This is a genomic window from Ferrimonas aestuarii, assembly GCF_005116665.1.
In the GTDB taxonomy this organism is placed as follows: domain Bacteria; phylum Pseudomonadota; class Gammaproteobacteria; order Enterobacterales; family Shewanellaceae; genus Ferrimonas; species Ferrimonas aestuarii.
Map to the genome: position 1 here is coordinate 103,574 of NZ_SWCJ01000011.1, position 20,653 is coordinate 124,226.

Consider the following 20,653-nt stretch of genomic DNA (forward strand, 5'->3'; position numbering starts at 1 on the left):
CCAAGATGATCGGTGAACATCGCTTACGGACAGCCTGTATTGGAAAGGAGTATCCTGATGCATATCCGTCAATCCCAACGTGGTTTTACCCTAATCGAATTGATGATCGTCGTCGCCATTGTCGGCATCCTAGCCGCGATCGCCCTGCCCGCTTACCAAACCTACACCAAACGAGCCAAATTCAGTGAGGTGATCTCAGCCACCGGCTCCCTAAAAACCCAGATAGAGATTTGCGTTCAAACCAAGGGAACCGATGGTGATAACGCCGCCGTGCACACTGCCTGTGGTGGTTTGGTCTCCGCCAGTGGCGCGGATTCCGGCAGTCATGTCGAGTCCGTGGCCTTTACTGAAGATGATGGCATCGTCGCCACTGGAGAGTCCGCCTCCTTTGGTCAGGACGCAGACGATGCAGACTACACCTACATCTTAACTCCCACTGCTGATAACGGCACCATCACTTGGGCACAAAGCGGCACCTGCGCTGCAGCCGGACTCTGCTAATCACTCGGGCGCCTCGGCGCCCAGTCTTCAAAAATGAGCGATTCTCTTCTCGCCTTGGCTAAGCAGCATGGTGTGCCGCTGTTCGATTTGAGCGCCCTTGAGCTCGACACGCTGCCCCTAGAGTTTATCAATCATAAACTGGTGGAGACTCATCGCTGCCTGCCGATTTCATACCGGCATAACCGCCTGTTCCTCGCTACCTCTGATCCCTGCCAGTTCGGCGCCTTCACCGAATTTGAGTTCAACACGGGATTAAAGACCAGCATCGTTTTGGTGGACGCCAATCAGCTGCAACAGGTAATCGACAAACTGCTGGGAGATGAATTGGATCAACTTGAGCTAGGCGATCTGGACGAGCAAAGCCTGAGCCAAATCGAAGTCCAAGAACAGCAAACCATCCCGGAGCCAGACAGCAGCGGAGATGACGCCCCCATCGTTATCTACATCAACAAACTGCTCACCGACGCCATTAAAAAAGGCGCATCGGATCTGCATTTCGAACCGTTCGAACAGGAATATCGGGTCCGGTTTCGCATCGACGGCATCCTCCACCAGATCTCCACGCCGCCAGTGGCATTGGCCGGGCGCATCTCAGCTCGATTAAAGGTGATGTCTAAGCTCGATATTGCCGAGCGCAGATTGCCCCAAGACGGTCGAATCAAGCTGAAAATTGGCCCCAAACGGGCCATCGATTTCCGCATCTCAACATTGCCCACCCTGTTTGGTGAGAAGATTGTCATGCGGATATTGGATGGCTCATCGACCATGCTGAATATCTCTGGGCTCGGCTACGAAGACGCACAACAGCAGCAGTATCTAGACACCTTAAACAAACCCCAAGGGATGATTCTGGTTACCGGCCCCACCGGCTCCGGCAAAACCGTTTCCCTCTATACCGGCCTCAATATCCTCAACACCGAAAGTCGCAATATCTCCACCGCCGAGGATCCGGTGGAGATCAACCTCCCGGGCATCAATCAGGTGCAGATAAACCCCAAAGCCGGACTGAACTTCTCTACCGCGCTTCGAGCCTTTCTACGGCAAGACCCCGATGTGGTGATGGTAGGGGAGATCCGCGACCTAGAAACCGCAGAGATCGCCATCAAAGCAGCCCAAACTGGGCATCTAGTGCTATCGACACTGCATACCAACTCGGCAACGGAAACCCTAACTCGACTGCTCAATATGGGGGTTGCCAGCTACAACATCGCCTCCTCAGTGAGTTTGATCATCGCCCAGAGATTATGTCGTAAGCTCTGCCACCACTGTAAACGTCCGCATGTGCTGCCAGCACAAGTACTGATGGACGCCGGTTTTGATGCTGCCACGGCCAACAGCCTCCCCGAACTTTATCTGCCTCAAGGCTGCAAACACTGCACCGACGGTTACCAAGGACGCATCGGCCTTTACGAGCTTCTGCCCATGAGCGCCCCTCTTGAGCAGGCGATCTTAAAAGGCGCCACAGGGAATGAGCTCACCACATTGGCTTTAAGCGAAGGAATGCAGACATTACGCCGCAGTGGCCTCAACAAGGTTCTGAAGGGAATCACCAGCTTGGAGGAGGTAAATCGTGTCACTAGCCGCTAGTTCAGCCACCAAATCTCAAGGGGCCTCCACCTTTATCTGGCGCGGACAAAATGCTCAAGGAAAGCGGCAGCAGGGGGAGGTCGTTGCCCTCACTCAGCAAGAGGCTCGCAGTCAGCTTCAAAAACGGGGACTCAAAGGCATTCGGCTTCAGCCAAAACCCAACCCCAGATTTCAACGCCAACCTCGTATCCGCCCCCAAGAGATCGCCATTATCAGCCGTCAGCTCGCAACCATGCTCAGCGCTGGGGTGCCACTTATCACCGTGATTCAGATGCTGGCTAGCAGCCACAATAACGGGGCCATACGCCAGATGCTAGGCCTAGTATTGGCCGACCTTGAAGCGGGTATGCCCCTAGCTCAAGCACTCAGCCCTCATCCTAAACAGTTTGACGCCCTCTATTGCGACCTTGTGGACGCCGGAGAGCAGTCCGGTGCCCTCGCGCAGGTATTTGACCGAATTGCCACCTATCAAGAAAAGCTGGAAGCACTGAAAGCAAAAATCAAAAAGGCGATGATCTATCCAATCTCAGTGATCGCCGTGGCCATCATCGTCACCGCCATCTTATTACTGTTTGTCGTTCCTCAATTTGAAGCGATCTTCGCCAGCTTTAATGCCTCGCTTCCAATCTTTACCCAACTGGTTATCGAACTGTCCCGAATGGTAAGCAACTCTTGGTTGTACGCTGTCGCCGGCCTGTTGGTCATCAGTTGGATTGTCGTCACTGGTTTAAAACGCTCTGCCGCACTGCGTCTAAAGCGAGACTCAATCATCCTTAAGCTGCCCGTTGTCGGTGCCATATTGCACAAGGGTGCTCTAGCTCGGTTCTCTCGAACTCTAGCCACCACGTTCTCCGCGGGAGTGCCACTGATTGAAGGGCTGGATTCCGCCGGTGCTGCCACCGGCAATGGCCATTATCAACACTTAATTTCACAGGTAAAGCAGGAAGTGATTAGCGGCCAACAGCTTCATCAAGCCATAAAGCTGCAACACCAGTTTCCCGACATGATGGTGCAGATGGTGATGATTGGCGAAGAGTCTGGTGCACTGGATGAGATGCTTAATCGCCTCGCTGCCATCTATGAGGCCGAAGTCGACGATGCCGTAGATGGCCTATCAGCCCTCATTGAACCTCTGCTTATCGTCATAGTGGGCACCCTAGTTGGCGGTTTAGTGGTAGCAATGTACTTGCCGATCTTCCAATTAGGGGCCGTGGTCGGCTAGGATCAACCATCGAGATAGTTTTCAAAGAAACAATAAGATGGATTATTGGATTACCCTTTTTAGTCAGCACCCAGCCCTCTTTATCACTTTAGTTGGTCTTACCGGGTTGATTCTGGGAAGCTTCCTCAATGTGGTGATCCACCGCCTACCATTGATGATGGACCGAGATTGGCGTCGAGAGTGTCAGGAGTACTGCGAGCAGCCCATTGCTCAAGCTGACCTACCTGAACCCTTTAACATCGCTGTGCCACGCTCTCGCTGCGGCCACTGCCAAAGTGAGATCCCGGCGAAATACAATGTGCCCATCCTAGGCTACCTGTGGCTCAAAGGCCGCTGCCATCACTGTCAATCCGCCATTGGCATGCGCTACCCTCTGGTGGAAGCATTAACGGCTGCCGTTTCCATGACCTTAGCCCACTACTTTGGCCCCAATGCCCTTTTCCTTGGGCTTTGGGTATTGAGCCTAGGGCTGATCGCCTTGGCTTTTATCGATGCCGATACCATGCTGCTGCCAGATCAAATTACCCTACCACTGCTGTGGCTCGGTCTACTTATCAACCTCAATGGCAGCATCGCCACGTTAGAAGATGCGGTGCTGGGCGCCGTGTTCGGTTACTTAAGCCTGTGGAGCGTATTCCAAGGCTTTAAGCTACTGACCGGTAAAGAAGGCATGGGATATGGTGACTTCAAACTGATGGCACTGTTTGGTGCTTGGCTCGGTTGGCAGCCACTGCTGCTTATCATCCTGTTATCTTCGGTACTCGGCGCCATCTACGGCATCGCTCAGATCGCCCTTGGTCGCCAACAAAAAGGCAATCCGATGCCCTTTGGTCCTTGGATCATCCTTGCTGGCTGGATCGCTTTGCTTTGGGGCGATCACATTATTCAATGGTACTTTCATCAGGTATTAGGGTTATGAGCAGCTTACTGATTGGATTGACCGGTGGCATCGGCTCCGGAAAAACCACCGTCGCCAACCTATTTGCCGAGCGCGGTATTGAACTTATCGATGCCGATATCATCGCCCGGGAGGTGGTTGCCCCCAACACCCCAGCACTAAATGCGATCACGGCTCGCTTTGGCGACGAAATTCTGGATAATGGCCAACTTAACCGCGCCGCATTAAGACAGAAGGTCTTTGAAAACTCAGAAGATCTTAAGTGGCTCAATGAGCTAATTCACCCCTTGGTTCGCCAAACCATGGTGGCACAGGGCCAAAAGGCGACATCCCCTTATGCCCTATTGGTGATTCCCCTATTGGTGGAAAACCAGTTACAGTCTTTAGTGGAACGGGTTCTGGTGGTCGACATTGACGAAAGTCAGCAAGTTAAGCGCACCGCCAGCCGCGATAACAATGATGAAACCTTGGTTAAAAAGATCATGGCAAATCAAGCCAGCCGCCAGCAGCGACTGGATGCTGCGGACGATATCATTGACAATAGCGCAAATCTAAACCAACTTAATCAACAGGTTGAACGTTTACACCAACATTACCTAACCCTAGCCACAGCGAATGAGCCAAAGCAATCTATTTGAACACCCACTCAATGAACGCACTCGCCTCTACCTACGAGTCGAACAACTGACCCAGCAACTTCGCCGTGCCGTGGCCAGCGGCGACCGTCAGTGCCACCTTGATGCCTTTCGTCCCCTATTTGACCTTGCCGAACTGCTGGATCGCAGCGATCTCAAGCAGGACCTGCTCAAACAGGTCGAGCTCAGCAGTGCCCAGCTTAAAAAGTGGCAATCGCTACCTGGCGTGGATCAGCAGCAGCTCCAGCAACTTATTGATCGTTTAGGTGAGCATTGCCAACAATTGCACCAGATGGATAAACCGGGGCAAACTCTGAAGCAAGATCGGTTTTTGTGTCAGGTAAAGCAGCGCCTCAATGCCATCGGAGGTTTAGTGGGGTTTGATCTACCGCGGCTGCAACATTGGCTCTACCAGCCAGAACCGAAACGGCGTCAACAACTGGAGCAATGGCTTGGTGCTCTTGCTCCCATGCCAGAAGTGATTGGCCAACAGCTACAGCTCATTCGCGAGTGCAGCCCTTGGCAAGGGCAACTGGCAAAGCAGGGGCAGTTTCTCCATAATGACCCCAATTCGTTGGCTCTACTGCGCATCCGTCTGGACACTCTCCATGGGGTTTACCCCGTTGTCAGTGGTCACCGTAGCCGCTTTAGCATCAACATGATGAACGATAACGCCAGCACCGAATGCCGAGATATTCCTTTCGAAATGGCGCTGGCCGTGGAGACCCCATGACCCTAGAAGTAAAATGCCCAACCTGTGACGCAAAAGTAACTTGGGACAACGACCATCCATTTAAGCCCTTCTGCAGCGAGCGCTGCAAGCTGATTGACTTAGGGGATTGGGCCGACGAAAAGCACGCCATTCCCGTTGAACCACAGCTCAATGACGACATCCCAGATGATCTAGGCTATGACGAGGGCGGCTTCTTCAAGGAAGACTAACTCTGACAAAAAGCAAAAGGCCAGCAGATGCTGGCCTTCTGTTTTTGTCCCGTTCTTAGCGCTTAAAGCACCGCAATAACCGAATCATTGGCTTTGGGAAACGGCAATGCTTTAAGCTCGTCCACACTGGCCCAGCGCAGCGGTTGCCCCTCTTTGGCTTCGGCCTGCCCCAAATACTCGGTCACTCGATAGAAGCTTAACTGCAACTGCAGATCGGGAAAATCAAACGCCTTAGTTTCAATAAGCTCTGCGGTTTTAACCTCTAAACCAACCTCTTCATCAAGCTCTCGCTTAAGGGCTTCTAGCTCACTTTCACCGGCTTCGACCTTACCGCCAGGAAACTCCCACTTACCAGCCAAGTGCTGCTCTCCCTGTCGCAAGCTGATGAGATACTTACCCTCTGAGTTCGCAACCAGACCGATGGCGATATGTTGTCTTTTCATTTTGCTTCCTTACAAAAATGCCAGCCCTAGGGCTGGCATTTGTCTAGCTTACTAAGCGTTATGCCAGCTTACCGTGGCACTGCTTGTATTTCTTACCAGAGCCACAAGGGCAAGGCTCATTACGGCCAACCTTAGGCTGCTGAGGCTGCTCCTGTTCACCAGCACCAGAGTAGTTACGCTGGGCGGCCAAAGCTTCCTCCTGCTCGCGACGCTTGGCTTCCATCTCGTCCACTTCCGATTGAGTCTGAACGCGAACCTTCGACAGAACACTGATGACATCGTGCTTCAGGCTATCCAGCAGGCCTTCGAACAGTTCGAAAGACTCACGCTTGTACTCCTGCTTCGGGTTCTTCTGAGCGTAACCACGCAGGTGAATACCTTGACGCAGTTGATCCATGGCCGCCAGATGCTCTTTCCATAGGTTGTCCAGAGTCTGCAGCATGATCGCTTTCTCGAACTGACGCAGAACTGGCTCACCCACAGATTCCTCTTTGTGCTTGTAATCGGCAGTCCAAGCTTCGATGATGCGCTCACGCAGGGTCTCTTCGTGCAGATCGTCATCTTCCTTCAACCATTCGCCAACAGGCAGCTCTAGGTTGAACTCAGTCTTAAGACGCTCTTCCAAGCCAGGAATGTCCCACATCTCTTCCAGAGACTGAGGTGGGATGTAGCTGTCAATCACGCCAGAAAGTACGTCTTGGCAAACCACCTCAATGGTGTCTTGAATGCTGTCGCTTTCAATCAGCTCGTTACGCTGGGCGTACACCACTTTACGCTGATCGTTGGCAACATCATCGTACTCAAGCAGCTGCTTACGAATATCAAAGTTACGAGCTTCAACCTTACGCTGAGCCCCTTCGATGGACTTGGTCACCCATGGGTGCTCAATGGCTTCGCCACGCTGCATGCCCAGCTTTTTCATCAAGCCTGACACACGGTCCGAGGCGAAGATGCGCATCAGGGAGTCTTCCATCGACAGGTAGAAACGAGAGGAACCCGCATCACCCTGACGGCCGGAACGACCACGTAGCTGGTTATCGATACGACGAGATTCGTGACGCTCGGTACCGATGATGTGTAGACCGCCCGCTTCCAGAACTGCATCATGACGCTGCTGCCACTCCGCCTTCTTCGCTTCGATCTGAGCTTCATCAGCACCTTTCTCTTGCAGTTGCTCTAGCTCAGCCTGCCAGCTACCGCCCAACACAATATCGGTACCACGACCGGCCATGTTGGTGGCGATGGTTACCGCTCCAGGAAGACCGGCGTTCGCAACGATGTTGGCTTCCTGTTCGTGGAACTTAGCGTTCAGAACGTTGTGCTTAATCTTAGCCTTACGTAGCGCGTTAGACAGCAGCTCAGACGCTTCAATGGAAATGGTACCCACCAGCGTTGGCTGACCGCGCTGCTGACAATCAAGAATGTCGGCGATGATGGCTTCAAACTTCTCCTCCTCGGTCAGGTAAACCTGATCAGGGCGATCGTCACGAGCCATTGGACGGTTGGTTGGGATCACCACGGTGTCTAGACCGTAGATGCTTTGGAATTCGAACGCTTCGGTATCCGCCGTACCGGTCATGCCGCCCAGCTTGTCGTACAGGCGGAAGTAGTTCTGGAAGGTGATGGAAGCCAGAGTCTGGTTTTCATTCTGGATCTTCACGCCCTCTTTGGCCTCTACCGCTTGGTGCAGACCTTCTGACCAGCGACGTCCCTGCATGGTACGGCCGGTGTGCTCATCGACGATAACGATTTCACCCTCTTGGATGATGTAGTCGACGTCTTTTTCAAACAGGGTGTGGGCACGCAGAGCAGCGTTCACGTGGTGCAGCAACGAAATGTTGGCGGCGCTGTACAGGGAATCTCCCTCTTGCAGCATCCCAATCTCTACCAACAGCTCTTCTACCTTCTCTTGACCGCGTTCGGTCAGGTGAACCTGCTTGCCTTTCTCATCGATGGTGAAGTCACCGTCACCGGTGTACTCCTCGGTGTCCTCTTTGTCCTGACGGGTCAGGCGAGGAATGATCTTATCAACTTTAATATAGCTTTCAGAGCTGTCTTCCGCGGCACCAGAGATAATCAGTGGCGTACGAGCTTCATCGATCAGAATGGAATCCACTTCATCGATGATGGCGTAAAACAGTGGGCGCTGAACCCGCTCTGGCGCAGAAAACGCCATATTGTCACGCAGGTAATCAAAACCAAATTCGTTGTTGGTACCGTAGGTGATGTCGGCGGCGTAGGCGTCTTTTTTCGCCTGTGGTGCCATACCCGGTACGTTGATGCCCACGGTCATGCCCAAGAATTCAAACAGTGGACGGTTCCACTCGGCATCACGAGTGGCCAGATAATCGTTCACGGTAATCACGTGCACGCCTTTGCCAGTCAGGGCGTTTAGGTAGGCTGGCAGTGTTGCGGTCAGGGTTTTACCCTCACCAGTACGCATCTCGGCGATGCGGCCAGATTGCAGCACCATACCACCGATCAACTGCACGTCGAAGTGACGCATACCAAACACGCGCTTGGACGCTTCACGTACGGTGGCAAAAGCTTCAGGCAGGATATCATCCAGCGCCGCCCCATCGGCAATGCGCTTTTTAAACTCCTCAGTCTTCTGCTTAATCTCTTCGTCGCTCAGGGCCTCATAGGCTTCTTCCAACTGGTTTACCTTTTCGGCTACTTTGCGCAGCTGTTTCAGTGTGCGCTCGTTTTTACTACCAAAAACTTTGGTGAGGAGTTGTGTAAACATTGTTTCTAATTCACTTTTCTTGCAACCTAGCCAGGGCTAGGAAAGGTTACCAATTGGGTTCAGGTACGGGGCTTACGATAAACGTAGCGGTTTGGGTCCACCTGTCTGTCGTTTTTCAGTACTTCGTAATGCACGTGTGGCCCCGTTGAGCGACCGGTATTGCCAAGTTCGGCGATGGTATCGCCTTTCTCAACAACCTGACCCGCTTTAACCAGAAGTGCTTTATTATGCCCATATCGGGTTTTTAAACCGTTACCATGATCAATCTCAACGAGATTGCCATAGCCGGACATCACCCCAGAGTAGGTCACCACTCCCGCTCCGGTTGCTACTACGTCGCCACCTTCAGTACCCGCAAAATCGATGCCTTTGTGCATCGCAGGACGCCCAGTGAATGGATCATTTCTCATGCCATAGTCGGAAGACTGCCACCCCTTGGTGATGGGACGGCCCGACAGGAAGCTATGTATGTCGATATGGAGATTACGATCGACACTTTCAAGTAGTGCCAACTGTTTATCTGAATTTTGTAGACGCTTGGCTAACTGTTCCATCTCGAGCAGCAGGGATTTGAGTTCCACATCCCCAAGTTCGTCGGCGTTGGCACCGCCCAAGCCCACTTCAATATCGAAGTTAAACTGATCGCTAAGCTCCGCCTCATCAGCCATAGCAATGCCTAAAGACTCAATGCGGTTCATCTGCGCTTGCAGACGACCAACACGCATAGCAAGGGTCGCTAATTGAGTCTGGGTCAGCTGTTTGATCTCATCAACCTGATGTTGATCTTCTTGCTGGTTTTGCTTGGAGAGTTGGAGTTGAGCTTCGAGCTCTTGGGTTTGCTGTCGAGACGACGACCATGCGTAGAGATTCGCGGCCACTAGCGCGACCGGAAGTAGCAGCCATACTGCTCCCGGTTGCCAGCGCTTGACGCCGTTCTTTCCCTTAATAAAGACTGTTACACTCATGGAGTCGTTATCTATTGTTGTGTATTTGTATGAAATCTAAACCGACCGACATCTCTGAACTCATGGGACAGAAGTTGTCTCAAGTACAGCAGCGCACGCACGCGCTACAGCAACTAGAGCAAAGCGTCCGCCAAGTTTTAGGCGACGATCTGCAGGGCCGATATCGTGTTGCCAACCTGCGCCAAGGGGTGCTGGTGATTGAGACGAACTCTGGCGCTTGGGCCACTCGCCTGCAATTTCAGAAGCAGCAATTGCTTCAACATTTACGGCAACAAAACTACCCAATGCTCACCACTATTGAGATCAAAGTCAACCCGAAGCTCTCTAGGGTTGAGCGACATCAAGAGAAAAACCTCAATTCCATCAGTCCTGAAGCAGCCAAAGGGCTAAATGAACTGGCGGAAACGGTTGGTGGCAGCTTGGGAGAGAAGCTAAAAAAATTGGCCGCCCTAGGGGGGCGGCCAATTAAATAATTCTTTGGGTTAGGCGGTTACCGGTGCCAAGTAGGTCATCGGTACCTCTTGAGGCTGCTCGAAGCTCACTAACTCCCAGCACTCCTGCTGTTCAAGCACCGCTCGAATCAGCTTATTGTTCAGAGCGTGGCCAGACTTATAGGCGGTAAACTCACCAAGGATGGCGTAACCACCTAAATACAGGTCGCCAACCGCGTCCAAAATCTTGTGCTTCACGAATTCATCGTCCACACGCAGACCATCTGGGTTCAGAATCTTAAACTCATCCAGAACCACCGCATTCTCCATGCTGCCGCCCAAAGCCAGATTATTGGAACGCAGATACTCAATGTCACGCATGAAGCCAAAAGTACGAGCACGGCTAATCAGCTTAATGTACTCACTGGAGGAGAACTCCATCACCATCTTTTGCTGACTACGAGCGATCTCAGGATGATCGAAGTCAATGGCAAAGTTCAAACGGAAACCGTTGTATGGACGAAACTCAGCCCACTTATCACCCTCTTCAACGCGAATCGGCTTGCGGATACGCAGATACTGTTTGGACGCAGACTGTTCCACTAAGCCAACAGATTGAAGTAGGAAGACGAATGGGCTGGCACTGCCATCCATAATTGGAATCTCAGGAGCGTCCACCTCAATCACGGCGTTGTCCACGCCGAGACCAGCCAAGGCTGACAACAGGTGCTCAACAGTGGCAATACGGTGCCCCTGCTCATTCACTAGACCAGTACAAAGAGTGGTTTCACGCACCAAATCTGCCGCAGCAGGGATCTCAACAACGGGATTCAAATCAGTACGACGGAACACAATGCCGGTGCCTGGGGCGGCCGGAAGGATACTCATCGTTACTTTATTGCCAGAGTGTAGTCCCACTCCAGTGGTCTGAACCGGGCGTTGTAGAGTGCGTTGTTTACTCATAACTCGTCCTGCTCTCCTGAAAGTCTCAAAATTAGGGGCGGTATTCTACCAGAAAAAACTGGCCAGACCAAAATCTGTGCGAATACCGAACGGTTACCGATAGTTAGCGGTTAGTCCAGCTGCTTACGCAGAAACGCCGGAATATCCAAGTAAGCGCCTTTCTGCGCGTCTTGCGCCTGAGCTGGAGCTGCATTGCTCTGCGGGTTGGCCGCGGGAGCTGGCGCCGGAGCCGGTGCAGGCTCAGGGGTTACCGTCGGCTCAACACGAATCGGCTGCATCGCCACCGCAGGCTGCTCCATCGCAGGCTTTGGTGCTGGCTGAGTCTGTTGAGGCGCTGGCGTAGCCGCTTTTGGCGGAACCACGATTTGGATATCTGGTTTCTTATCGGCACCAATTCCCGTTGCTACAACAGTAACGCGAATTTCGTCTGACATCTCAGGCTCGATCACAGTTCCGACAACAATGGTCGCGTTTTCAGAAGCATAGGCTCGAACGTGATCACCAATCAGAGTGTACTCTTCGATAGACAGGTCCATGCCACAGGTGATGTTTACCAATACGCCTTTGGCACCGGTCAGATCGATATCTTCCAGCAGCGGGCTAGAAACCGCCGCTTCAGCAGCTTCTTCAGCACGATTGTCACCGCGCGCCACACCGGTACCCATCATGGCATTACCCATTTCGGACATCACGGTTTTCACGTCGGCGAAGTCGACGTTAATCAGACCGGTACGGGTAATCAGTTCGGCAATGCCTTGTACCGCACCTAACAATACGTTATTGGCAGCGCTAAAGGCTTCCATCAAGCTGGTTTTGGCGCCCAGCACCTTGAGCAGCTTATCGTTTGGCACGGTGATCAGAGAATCCACGTGCTTGGACAGCTCTTCAATACCCTGCTCAGCATAAGCGCTGCGCTTCTTGCCTTCGAATACAAATGGCTTAGTCACGACGGCAACGGTCAAGATGCCCTCTTCTTTGGCCACTTCAGCAACCACTGGCGCTGCACCAGTACCGGTACCACCACCCATGCCTGCGGCAATGAACACCATGTCTGAGCCTTGCAGGGCTGCACGGATGGACTCTTTGTCCTCCATGGCCGCTTCATGGCCAATGGCTGGGTTAGCACCGGCACCAAGGCCTTTGGTGACGTTTTTGCCCAGCTGAATCGTGGTACCCGCAGAGGACTTTCTCAGCGCCTGAGAGTCCGTATTTGCAACAATAAATTGTGCACCTTCAATGGTTTGCTCAACCATGTGCTCGATGGCGTTACCGCCGCCACCGCCAACACCGATCACCTTAATTACGGCATCTTCGGTGTGCGCATCCACAACCTCAAACATATCTCTAATCTCCGTTCTAGCCTGCGTCCAAATTGTCTAAATTCGTATCATCTTCAAGACTCGGGCCGCCAAGGGGCGCATTATACCCGAGAATTGAAATTAAAATTCACCCTTAAACCAACTTTGGAGTTTTCCTAAAAAGCTGGTCACACCGGGCTTATTCCGGTGTTCAAATTCGCGTTCTCTGGCCTTTTCGGCGCCAAAGTACAATAAGCCAACCGAGGTTGCAAAGCTTGGCTCCGCCACTAACTCCTTCAACCCTTTGGTGTGACATGGGTGAGCCACACGCACCGGCATGCCAAAGCACTCTTCCGCGAGCTCTGCAGCGCCAGAAATGGCACTGGTCCCGCCTGTGACAATAATGCCTGCGGCGACTTGATCTTCGAAACCACTGGCGCGAAGTTCATCGCGTACCAGCTCAAAAATCTCCTGATAGCGCGGCTCGACCACCTCTGCCAACGTGTGGCGAGACATGGTACGAGACGGACGCCCACCCACAGAGTGCACGTCGATGCTCTCTTCTTGGCTAACCATGGCGCTGCGCGCCGAAGCGTACTGCACCTTAATCTGCTCCGCATGGGAGATAGGCGTTCTAAAGATCTTCGCGATGTCATTCGTGACCTGATTTCCCGCCACCGGAATCACCGCACAGTGACGCAGAGCGCCATTGGTGTAAATGGCAATATCCGTAGTACCACCGCCAATATCCACAATGCACGCCCCAAGATCTTTCTCATCCTGGGTCAACACAGAATCTGCAGACGCCAACGCCGAGAACACCAGATCGTTCACCTGCACATCACAGCGCTCCACGCACTTGATGATGTTTTTGGCCCAATCGTTGGAGCAAGTAACAATGTGTACGTCCACTTCCATGCGCATACCAGAGATGCCAACCGGACTGCGAATGCCCTCTTGCTCATCGATGGTAAACTCCTGAGGCAAGACATGCAGGATGCGACGCTCCGTCGGGATCTTCACCGAGCGAGCGGTATGAACCGCATGATCCACGTCATCCTGGGTCACCTCATCGTCATCGATGGAGACCATGCCCTTCTCGTTTTGGCTGTCCACATGGCGGCCAGAGATGCTCAGATATACTGAGTCCACCTGACAATCCGCCATGATCTCGGCTTGGCCAATGGCATTTTTGATGGAGCGCGATACCGAATCCAGATCGTTCACGCCACCTTTATCCATTCCGCGGGACGGTTGGCTACCCATACCAACAATGCTGATCTCGCCATCAGGCAAGACTTCACCGATGATGGCCACCACCTTTGAGGTGCCAATATCTAATCCGACGATGTAGTTAGCTTCCTGACTCTTGGTCATTTTTTATGCATTCTCTTGTTGTTCTAGGTGCCAGCCCACGGCTAACCCTGTATCGTACCTAAGATCGATGTATTGTGCCCGTCTTCCTTGCGAATTTAATGTCGGCCACAGCACAATAAAACGTTCCAGTCGCTCCATTTCGTCACGCCGTCCCAGCCTCAGCTGTAACCCATTGTCTAACGTCAAGTTCCAAGCGTGTCTTGCGGTGAGCTCCAGTGCCGCCAGCTCAAAGCCATTTAACTTCAAGTACTCACTAAACTGCAGCCAGTGTTGCCACACTTTTTGACTGGCATCCACAGGCCCGGTCAACTTAGGCAAGCCAATCAGCTCTGGCCGCGCTGGGGCATCAAATACCTGCGCGTCCTGATTCAACCACTGAGTTTGGTTCCAGTGAGCTTGAGGCTGCTGCTCACTCAAGTACACCTTTAAGCGATTTGGCCACTCGCGCCGAACACTGGCACTGAGCACCCAAGGCAGCGCCTCCAACTGATGCTGAACCATCTGCATATTGGCAGTAACCAAGCTGTCCTGACTCAATGCGTGCAGCGCCTGTCGAACCTCGTCGTCTGCGGTAAATTGCCGCTTACCAACCAGTGCCACTTCATCAATGGGCAAGGCATCGGAATTGGCCAGCAATTGTCGCAGCTGCAAACCGCCATAAACCAAAGCGATACACACCAGAGCCAGCATCACAATGCCGGTGAAGCGATAACCATCAAACTGAAGCCGCTTCCACGCCGCCATACTAACCTACCGTCTGTTCAAGCAGTGATAGCACCAGTTCATCGAACTCAATGCCAACCGCCCGAGCCGCTTTGGGTACCAAGCTGGTTTGGGTCATTCCCGGTACAGTATTGACCTCCAACACTTGCCAATTACCCTGAGCATCACGCATCACGTCTACTCGTCCCCAACCTTTAGCATGTACCGATTTAAAGGCCTTGAGCGCCAACTGCTGCAGTGCCAGCTCATCGGCTTCAGGAAGACCACAGGGGCACAGGTAACGGGTTTCCGTGGACTGATATTTAGCTTGATAGTCATAAAAGCTATTGTCGGTCTGCATCTCAATGGCTGGCAGAGCTCGGTCGCCAATGATCGCTACCGTGTACTCTGGACCATCGATCCACTTTTCGATCAGTACCTGATCATCAAACTTCAGCGCGTTTTCAATGGCAGCTTTAAGCTCATCGCCACTGTTGGCGATCGCCATGCCGATGGAGGAGCCTTCATTGGCTGGCTTAACCATCACCTTGCCACCTAAGTTGACCATCATCTGATCACACTCTGCTGGCTGGTAGTCTTCCTCGTTCACCACTTCAAAATCGGCGGTCGCAACCCCAAGGCCTTTCCAAAGCAGCTTGGTACGAACCTTGTCCATCGCCAGCGCGCACCCCAGTACCCCACTGCCGGTGTAGGGGATGTTCATGTGCTCCAGTGCCCCTTGTAGGGTGCCATCTTCGCCACCACGGCCATGAAGCACGATGAATACACGATCAAAATTCTGTTCGGTCAGTTCTGACAGTGGCTGCTTGGCCGGATCAAATGGATGAGCATCCACTCCTTTGTTAAGCAGGCCATCAAGTACCGCTCTACCGGAATTCAGAGAGACGTCTCGCTCGGCGCTGGTGCCACCAAACATCACGGCGACTTTGCCTAAATCACGCATCACCAACCTCCCGCAGTGCGTCAATAGAAAGCTCCAATGCCCCCAGCTGTTTTGCTAGAGCACCAATGTTACCTGCCCCTTGGGTCAGGATGACGTCACCGTCTTGAATCTGATCCGCCAACACGCCCGCCAATTCATCGGGCTTGGCGACGTAGATAGGATCAACCTTGCCACGTCCGCGAATGGAGCGAGCCAAGGCTCGACTGTCAGCACCGGCTATGGGATCTTCGCCGGCGGCGTAGACTTCGAGTAACAGCAGTTGGTCCACCTCCGCCAATACTTGGCAGAAGTCGTCATACAGATCCCGAGTACGGCTGTAGCGATGAGGCTGATACGCCATCACCAAGCGACGCTCTGGCCAAGCGGCACGGGCGGCTTTGATGGTGGCAGCCACTTCACTGGGGTGGTGTCCATAATCGTCCACCAACAAGGCCTTACCTCGTCCGGTTTCAAATTCACCGTACTGCTGGAAACGGCGACCAATGCCCTCAAACTGCGCCAACGCATCAACGATGGCGTCATCTTCAATTCCGGCATCAGTAGCAACAGCGATGGCAGCTAGCGCATTCAATACGTTGTGCTGCCCCGGTAGAGACAAATGAATTTTGAGGTTGCTTCGCTCAGCACGCTCTACCTCAAATTCACAGTGAGTGCCGTGCTGGACGAAGTGGCGCACTCGAACATCGCAGCCCTCGCTAAAGCCGTATGTCACCACAGGTCGGCCGATGCGAGGCAGTAACTCTTTGACACCAGGGTCATCGGCACACACCACAGCCAAGCCATAAAACGGCAGGTTATGGAGGAACTCAATGAACGTGTCATGCAGCTTGCTGACATCCCCACCATAGGTATCCATATGATCCGGTTCGACGTTCGTCACCACCGACACCATTGGCTGCAGATGCAGGAAGCTGGCATCAGACTCATCCGCCTCGGCAATCAAGAACTGCCCAGAGCCCAGTCGAGCATTGGTACCGGCACTGTTCAGCAGTCCGCCGATAACAAACGTCGGATCAAGATTGGCCTGCGCAAAAATACTGGCAATCAAACTGGTAGTCGTGGTTTTGCCATGGGTACCGGCAATGGCGATACCATGACGAAAACGCATCAGCTCCGCCAGCATCTGCGCTCGCTGCACTACCGGTGTGCGATTGGCTTTCGCTGCAATGAGCTCAGGGTTGTCACCACGAATGGCGGTGGAAACCACCACCACGTCTTTTTCTTCTACCCAGGCGGCATCATGGCCGATGTGAATTGATGCTCCAAGGGCCTGTAATCTTTGGGTTACCGCATTTTCAGCAATGTCACTGCCGCTGATGCAATAGCCTTCATTAACCAGCACCTCTGCAATGCCGCCCATACCAGCGCCACCGATGCCGATGAAATGGATAGCTTTAACTCGGCGCATCGCCGGAATGGTTTTTGTTGTCATTGCATTACTCATGGCGGCCTCCAGCAGCATCTATGCAGTGATTGGCAACTCGTTCGGTTGCATCAATCACAGCTAAGTTGCGGGCTGCAGCAGCCATCTGTTCTAATTTCTGATTGTCATTGGCCAGCTCGGTTAGCATTTGCGCCACCCCTTGAGGTGTTAAATCACGCTGTTGCACCATCTGTGCTGCCCCCGCATCCACCAAGGCTTGGCCATTTTTGGTTTGATGATCATCCACCGCATGGGGAAATGGCACCAAAATAGATGGGCGACCAGTGGCTGCCAACTCGGCAACCGTCAGCGCACCGGCTCGACTGATCACCACATCAGCCCAAGCATAAGCAGCGGCCATATCGTCGATAAATTCATTGACCTGAACCCCGACTCCAGGAGCCTGCTCTTGCCAAAGTGCCTGAGTGGCCTCCACGTTGCCTCGACCCACTTGGTGCCATACGGTCAAACTAACGCTGGCTTCCAATTCATGGGCCGCCTTAGGCACGTTTGTATTGAGTGCTTGAGCACCGAGGCTGCCGCCAACAATCAGCACCTTAAGCTGACCATTGGGTGCCACAGGTTGGGTTTCCCCTACTTTCAGCAGCTCTTGACGCACCGGATTGCCCACCAACTGACCATGCTCCAACGCCCCGTCGAAAGCACACAATACCTTTTTGGCGAATTTGGCCAGGATCCGATTCGTCGCGCCTGCAACGGCGTTTTGTTCGTGGAGAACAACCGGCGTCCCACGGAGCCAAGCGGCGATGCCACCGGGTCCAGAGGCGTACCCGCCCATGCCCAGTACCACATCCGGTTTAAGGCGACGCTGAATCTGCCAAGATTGATAAATCGCTTTCACAATTTGCAGTGGCGCCATCAATTTTCTCAACAGGCCGTTACCTCGAACCCCTTTGATGTCGATAAAATCAATTTCAATTCCATGTTGAGGCACCACCCGTGCCTCCATGCGATCCGCAGTGCCTAACCAGCTCACCAGCCAACCCGCTTCTCTGAGATGACGTGCCACCGCCAGAGCTGGAAAAACATGCCCACCGGTTCCGCCAGCCATCACCATCAATCGCTTAGGTTGATTCATTGCTGACCTCCGGCGAGGAATCTTGTTGTAATCGTCGTTCGTAATCCACGCGCAGCAATATGGCTGCCGCCACAGTCATGACCCATAAACTACTTCCACCATAACTGACCATGGGTAAGGTGAGGCCTTTGGTTGGCAGCAAGCCAACGCTGGCACCCACGTTTACCGCAGTTTGAAAACTGAACCAGATACCGATGCCGTAGGCAAAGTACCCGGAAAATGCTTGATTGTTTTTAAGAGCAAGGTTGCCAATCTTCAGAGCACGCAGCGCCAACCAAAGTTCCAATAGCAACACGCAGCTGACGCCAATAAAGCCAAGCTCTTCACCCAGAACCGCAAAAATGAAGTCCGTATGCGCCTCTGGCAGATACTCCAACTTTTGAATACTGTTGCCCAACCCCTGACCCAACCAGTCGCCGCGGCCATAGGCCATCAACGACTGAGTCAGCTGATAACCGGCACCAAAGGGATCGGCCCAAGGATCCCAGAAACTGGTGACCCGTCGAAGTCGGTAAGGCGCAGAGGCGATGAGCAGCACCACCAGCCCCACGCCAAGTAGGCACAGGGCGAAAAAATCCCGCAGTTTGGCACCGGCGAGGAACAGCATCCCCATCACGGTCACAAACATCACCACGACGGTTCCCAAATCCGGCTGCCCCAAAATGAACAGGGCATAGACCCCCAGCGCCGCAAAGGGTTTTAAAAAGCCCTTTAACTCTTCACGAACTTCCTGATGACGACGAACCAAGTAGCTGGCCAAATAGAGAAACAACGTAAACTTAGCGACCTCGGCCACCTGAAGGTTTAACGGGCCGACGGAAAGCCAGCGCGTTGCCCCATTTACGGTTCGCCCACCAATGAGCACCGCCACCAACAGCAGCAAACCCAGCGCCAGCAACTTGCCACTGTGTTGTTGCCAGAAGCTCATGGGGATATTGATGGTGATCACCAGAATCACCATCGCCATCGACAAAAATGCCAAGTGGCGTTTCACGAAGAAATAGGGGTCGCCCTTAAGGCTTTCCGCCTCCGCTAGCGACGCCGAACTCACCATCACTAAGCCGATCATCGCCAGCGTCAAAATTAGGGTAAGCAGCACTCGATCGTAACCGCCATCAGAGCGGTCATTGCCACGAATGCCTTGCCACAACGCCCCAACCATCAAAGCGCCTCCGCCAACTGACAGAAGCGGTCGCCACGCACCATGTAGTTGGCGAACATATCGATACTGGCGCAGGCTGGAGACAGCAGCACCATCTCCCCTGGCTCTGCCAGGGCGGCGGCATGAGCGAATGCCTGCTCTAGACTGTCGCAATAGGTTGAGTGCGCAAAGGTGGTGGCCAATGCCTGACCATCCTTACCTAGGGTCGTGAGCGATTTCAGGCTATTGGCAAATAGTGGCACCAACTGACTAAAATCCGCACCTTTGCCATCGCCACCGGCGATCAGGTGAATGCGCCCTGCAAACTCAGTCAGCCCCATCAGCGCCGCTTCCGTCGCCCCAATATTGGTGGCCTTGGAATCATTGACGTAATGAACGCCATGTTTTACCACCACGCTCTGGCAACGATGACGCAATCCTGCAAAGGTTTTCAGCGCGGTTTTCATCGCCGCCTCATCCACACCAACCGCCTGCGCCAACGCCATGGACGCCAACGCATTAAGGTGATTATGGCCACCAACCAGTGCCATCTCCTCGGTGGCCATCAACGGCCCCTTTGGCGACAGCAACTGACCGGCTTCCACTCGAAAATCACCAACATTCAAACCAAATCGAATGGCATCGACGCGACCACTTTGGGTATTGGCGTCATCGGCACTTTCAAGTACCCGTTCCGCATTGCGGTAGATAGTGAGCTTGGTATCTCGATAGTGGCTAAAGTCACGATAGCGATCGAGGTGGTCGTCACTGACATTCAGTACCGTGGCGATTCTAGGTTTGAGGCTGGAGGTGGTTTCCAGTTGAAAGCTAGACAACTCGAGCACGTAGCAGTCGTGGTCTTTGCCTAGCAGTGCCAACGCCGGTTCACCAATGTTGCCCCCCACGCCGACGCTCATGCCTTGGGCGGCAATCATCTCACCCACTAAGGTGGTGACTGTGGATTTGCCGTTGGAGCCGGTAATGGCGATCACCGGCTTATCTGCCGCTCGGGCAAACAGCTCAATGTCACCAATGGCTTCCACTCCAGAATCGATGGCGGTTTTGATCTCCGGAGTTGCCAAAGCGATCCCCGGCGACACTACTAAGGTCGTGGCCTTCGCCAACACCTTAGCCTCAAACGGCCCAGTCTTCAAAGCCACCAGTGGAAACTCGGCCGCCAACTGCTCAGCGCCGGGAGGAGTTGGCCGGGTGTCCCAAACCGCCACACTGAGCCCTTGTGCATGTAGATAGCGCACGCAGGAGAGACCGGTAATTCCCAGTCCCAAAACCCAGATGGATGGCGAGGAGGTTTGCAT

General features: G+C 53.4%; 20 protein-coding genes. 8 read left to right on the plus strand and 12 right to left on the minus strand.

Annotation, left to right across the window (positions count from 1 at the left end; translation table 11 throughout):
- The first annotated feature begins 57 nt into the window (after positions 1 to 57).
- From FCL42_RS14130 to yacG, 7 genes are read left to right on the plus strand one after another with little or no spacing between them, the layout of a single operon-like run.
- Complete coding sequence (locus FCL42_RS14130) at positions 58 to 501, plus strand: pilin (RefSeq protein WP_136864070.1); 444 nt, start codon at positions 58 to 60, stop codon at positions 499 to 501.
- A 33-nt stretch (positions 502 to 534) separates the two neighbouring features.
- Positions 535 to 2,088, plus strand: coding sequence for a type IV-A pilus assembly ATPase PilB (gene pilB, locus FCL42_RS14135; protein ID WP_136864071.1), 1,554 nt, complete (start codon positions 535 to 537; stop codon positions 2,086 to 2,088).
- Complete coding sequence (locus FCL42_RS14140; protein ID WP_136864072.1) at positions 2,072 to 3,310, plus strand: type II secretion system F family protein; 1,239 nt, start codon at positions 2,072 to 2,074, stop codon at positions 3,308 to 3,310. Before pilB ends, FCL42_RS14140 begins: the two co-directional genes overlap by 17 nt.
- 37 nt (positions 3,311 to 3,347) lie before the next feature.
- Complete coding sequence (locus FCL42_RS14145) at positions 3,348 to 4,229, plus strand: prepilin peptidase (RefSeq protein WP_136864073.1); 882 nt, start codon at positions 3,348 to 3,350, stop codon at positions 4,227 to 4,229.
- Positions 4,226 to 4,846 carry a dephospho-CoA kinase gene (coaE, locus tag FCL42_RS14150; protein WP_136864074.1) on the plus strand — a complete coding sequence of 207 codons (621 nt, stop codon included), beginning with the start codon at positions 4,226 to 4,228 and terminating at the stop codon, positions 4,844 to 4,846. The genes FCL42_RS14145 and coaE overlap by 4 nt, the downstream gene beginning before the upstream one ends.
- Positions 4,824 to 5,576: a cell division protein ZapD gene (gene zapD / locus FCL42_RS14155; RefSeq protein ID WP_136864075.1), complete on the plus strand. Its 753-nt coding sequence runs from the start codon at positions 4,824 to 4,826 to the stop codon at positions 5,574 to 5,576. Before coaE ends, zapD begins: the two co-directional genes overlap by 23 nt.
- Entirely contained in the window at positions 5,573 to 5,785 is a 213-nt protein-coding gene (yacG, locus tag FCL42_RS14160) for a DNA gyrase inhibitor YacG (RefSeq protein ID WP_136864076.1), read from the plus strand. The genes zapD and yacG overlap by 4 nt, the downstream gene beginning before the upstream one ends.
- A gap of 62 nt (positions 5,786 to 5,847) precedes the next feature.
- On the opposite strand, the gene mutT is transcribed toward yacG, so the two are convergent.
- From mutT to FCL42_RS14175, 3 genes are read right to left on the minus strand one after another with little or no spacing between them, the layout of a single operon-like run.
- Positions 5,848 to 6,228, minus strand: coding sequence for an 8-oxo-dGTP diphosphatase MutT (gene mutT, locus FCL42_RS14165; RefSeq protein ID WP_136864077.1), 381 nt, complete (start codon positions 6,226 to 6,228; stop codon positions 5,848 to 5,850).
- A gap of 58 nt (positions 6,229 to 6,286) precedes the next feature.
- On the minus strand, positions 6,287 to 8,974 hold the full coding sequence (secA, locus tag FCL42_RS14170) for a preprotein translocase subunit SecA (RefSeq protein WP_136864078.1): 2,688 nt from the start codon (positions 8,972 to 8,974) through the stop codon (positions 6,287 to 6,289).
- A 59-nt stretch (positions 8,975 to 9,033) separates the two neighbouring features.
- Complete coding sequence (locus FCL42_RS14175) at positions 9,034 to 9,939, minus strand: M23 family metallopeptidase (RefSeq protein WP_136864079.1); 906 nt, start codon at positions 9,937 to 9,939, stop codon at positions 9,034 to 9,036.
- A gap of 29 nt (positions 9,940 to 9,968) precedes the next feature.
- Here FCL42_RS14175 and FCL42_RS14180 point away from each other — a divergent pair, with 29 nt between their 5' ends.
- Complete coding sequence (locus FCL42_RS14180) at positions 9,969 to 10,412, plus strand: DUF721 domain-containing protein (RefSeq protein ID WP_136864080.1); 444 nt, start codon at positions 9,969 to 9,971, stop codon at positions 10,410 to 10,412.
- A 9-nt stretch (positions 10,413 to 10,421) separates the two neighbouring features.
- On the opposite strand, the gene lpxC is transcribed toward FCL42_RS14180, so the two are convergent.
- The 9 genes from lpxC to murD all read right to left on the minus strand — a co-directional run bounded on the left by lpxC (position 10,422) and on the right by murD (position 20,653).
- Positions 10,422 to 11,333 (minus strand): UDP-3-O-acyl-N-acetylglucosamine deacetylase, encoded by a 912-nt coding sequence (gene lpxC / locus FCL42_RS14185; protein WP_136864081.1) that lies wholly within the window; start codon positions 11,331 to 11,333, stop codon positions 10,422 to 10,424.
- 110 nt (positions 11,334 to 11,443) lie between these two features.
- On the minus strand, positions 11,444 to 12,673 hold the full coding sequence (ftsZ, locus tag FCL42_RS14190) for a cell division protein FtsZ (RefSeq protein WP_136864082.1): 1,230 nt from the start codon (positions 12,671 to 12,673) through the stop codon (positions 11,444 to 11,446).
- Between the two features lie 99 nt (positions 12,674 to 12,772).
- Complete coding sequence (gene ftsA / locus FCL42_RS14195; protein ID WP_136864083.1) at positions 12,773 to 14,008, minus strand: cell division protein FtsA; 1,236 nt, start codon at positions 14,006 to 14,008, stop codon at positions 12,773 to 12,775.
- A 3-nt stretch (positions 14,009 to 14,011) separates the two neighbouring features.
- A complete protein-coding gene (locus FCL42_RS14200) occupies positions 14,012 to 14,752 on the minus strand; it encodes a cell division protein FtsQ/DivIB (RefSeq protein ID WP_136864084.1) in 741 nt (246 codons plus the stop codon).
- A gap of 1 nt (position 14,753) precedes the next feature.
- Positions 14,754 to 15,674: a D-alanine--D-alanine ligase gene (locus FCL42_RS14205; RefSeq protein WP_136864085.1), complete on the minus strand. Its 921-nt coding sequence runs from the start codon at positions 15,672 to 15,674 to the stop codon at positions 14,754 to 14,756.
- Positions 15,667 to 17,118 (minus strand): UDP-N-acetylmuramate--L-alanine ligase, encoded by a 1,452-nt coding sequence (murC, locus tag FCL42_RS14210; protein ID WP_136864086.1) that lies wholly within the window; start codon positions 17,116 to 17,118, stop codon positions 15,667 to 15,669. Before murC ends, FCL42_RS14205 begins: the two co-directional genes overlap by 8 nt.
- Positions 17,111 to 18,196, minus strand: a complete 1,086-nt coding sequence (gene murG, locus FCL42_RS14215; protein WP_136864087.1) for an undecaprenyldiphospho-muramoylpentapeptide beta-N-acetylglucosaminyltransferase — start codon at positions 18,194 to 18,196, stop codon at positions 17,111 to 17,113. The genes murC and murG overlap by 8 nt, the downstream gene beginning before the upstream one ends.
- Positions 18,183 to 19,358: a cell division protein FtsW gene (ftsW, locus tag FCL42_RS14220; RefSeq protein WP_136864088.1), complete on the minus strand. Its 1,176-nt coding sequence runs from the start codon at positions 19,356 to 19,358 to the stop codon at positions 18,183 to 18,185. Before ftsW ends, murG begins: the two co-directional genes overlap by 14 nt.
- A complete protein-coding gene (gene murD, locus FCL42_RS14225) occupies positions 19,358 to 20,653 on the minus strand; it encodes a UDP-N-acetylmuramoyl-L-alanine--D-glutamate ligase (protein WP_136864089.1) in 1,296 nt (431 codons plus the stop codon). The genes ftsW and murD overlap by 1 nt, the downstream gene beginning before the upstream one ends.

Excerpts from the sequence above, each read along its gene's own strand:
- FCL42_RS14130 (WP_136864070.1), top strand. The coding sequence starts at position 58 with ATGCATATCCGTCAATCCCAACGTGGTTTTACCCTAATCGAATTGATG.
- pilB (WP_136864071.1), top strand. The coding sequence starts at position 535 with ATGAGCGATTCTCTTCTCGCCTTGGCTAAGCAGCATGGTGTGCCGCTG.
- FCL42_RS14145 (WP_136864073.1), top strand. The coding sequence starts at position 3,348 with ATGGATTATTGGATTACCCTTTTTAGTCAGCACCCAGCCCTCTTTATC.
- coaE (WP_136864074.1), top strand. The coding sequence starts at position 4,226 with ATGAGCAGCTTACTGATTGGATTGACCGGTGGCATCGGCTCCGGAAAA.
- zapD (WP_136864075.1), top strand. The coding sequence starts at position 4,824 with ATGAGCCAAAGCAATCTATTTGAACACCCACTCAATGAACGCACTCGC.
- yacG (WP_136864076.1), top strand. The coding sequence starts at position 5,573 with ATGACCCTAGAAGTAAAATGCCCAACCTGTGACGCAAAAGTAACTTGG.
- mutT (WP_136864077.1), bottom strand. The coding sequence starts at position 6,228 with ATGAAAAGACAACATATCGCCATCGGTCTGGTTGCGAACTCAGAGGGT.
- secA (WP_136864078.1), bottom strand. The coding sequence starts at position 8,974 with ATGTTTACACAACTCCTCACCAAAGTTTTTGGTAGTAAAAACGAGCGC.
- FCL42_RS14175 (WP_136864079.1), bottom strand. The coding sequence starts at position 9,939 with ATGAGTGTAACAGTCTTTATTAAGGGAAAGAACGGCGTCAAGCGCTGG.
- FCL42_RS14180 (WP_136864080.1), top strand. The coding sequence starts at position 9,969 with ATGAAATCTAAACCGACCGACATCTCTGAACTCATGGGACAGAAGTTG.
- lpxC (WP_136864081.1), bottom strand. The coding sequence starts at position 11,333 with ATGAGTAAACAACGCACTCTACAACGCCCGGTTCAGACCACTGGAGTG.
- ftsZ (WP_136864082.1), bottom strand. The coding sequence starts at position 12,673 with ATGTTTGAGGTTGTGGATGCGCACACCGAAGATGCCGTAATTAAGGTG.
- ftsA (WP_136864083.1), bottom strand. The coding sequence starts at position 14,008 with ATGACCAAGAGTCAGGAAGCTAACTACATCGTCGGATTAGATATTGGC.
- FCL42_RS14200 (WP_136864084.1), bottom strand. The coding sequence starts at position 14,752 with ATGGCGGCGTGGAAGCGGCTTCAGTTTGATGGTTATCGCTTCACCGGC.
- FCL42_RS14205 (WP_136864085.1), bottom strand. The coding sequence starts at position 15,674 with ATGCGTGATTTAGGCAAAGTCGCCGTGATGTTTGGTGGCACCAGCGCC.
- murC (WP_136864086.1), bottom strand. The coding sequence starts at position 17,118 with ATGAGTAATGCAATGACAACAAAAACCATTCCGGCGATGCGCCGAGTT.
- murG (WP_136864087.1), bottom strand. The coding sequence starts at position 18,196 with ATGAATCAACCTAAGCGATTGATGGTGATGGCTGGCGGAACCGGTGGG.
- ftsW (WP_136864088.1), bottom strand. The coding sequence starts at position 19,358 with ATGGTTGGGGCGTTGTGGCAAGGCATTCGTGGCAATGACCGCTCTGAT.
- murD (WP_136864089.1), bottom strand. The coding sequence starts at position 20,653 with ATGCAAACCTCCTCGCCATCCATCTGGGTTTTGGGACTGGGAATTACC.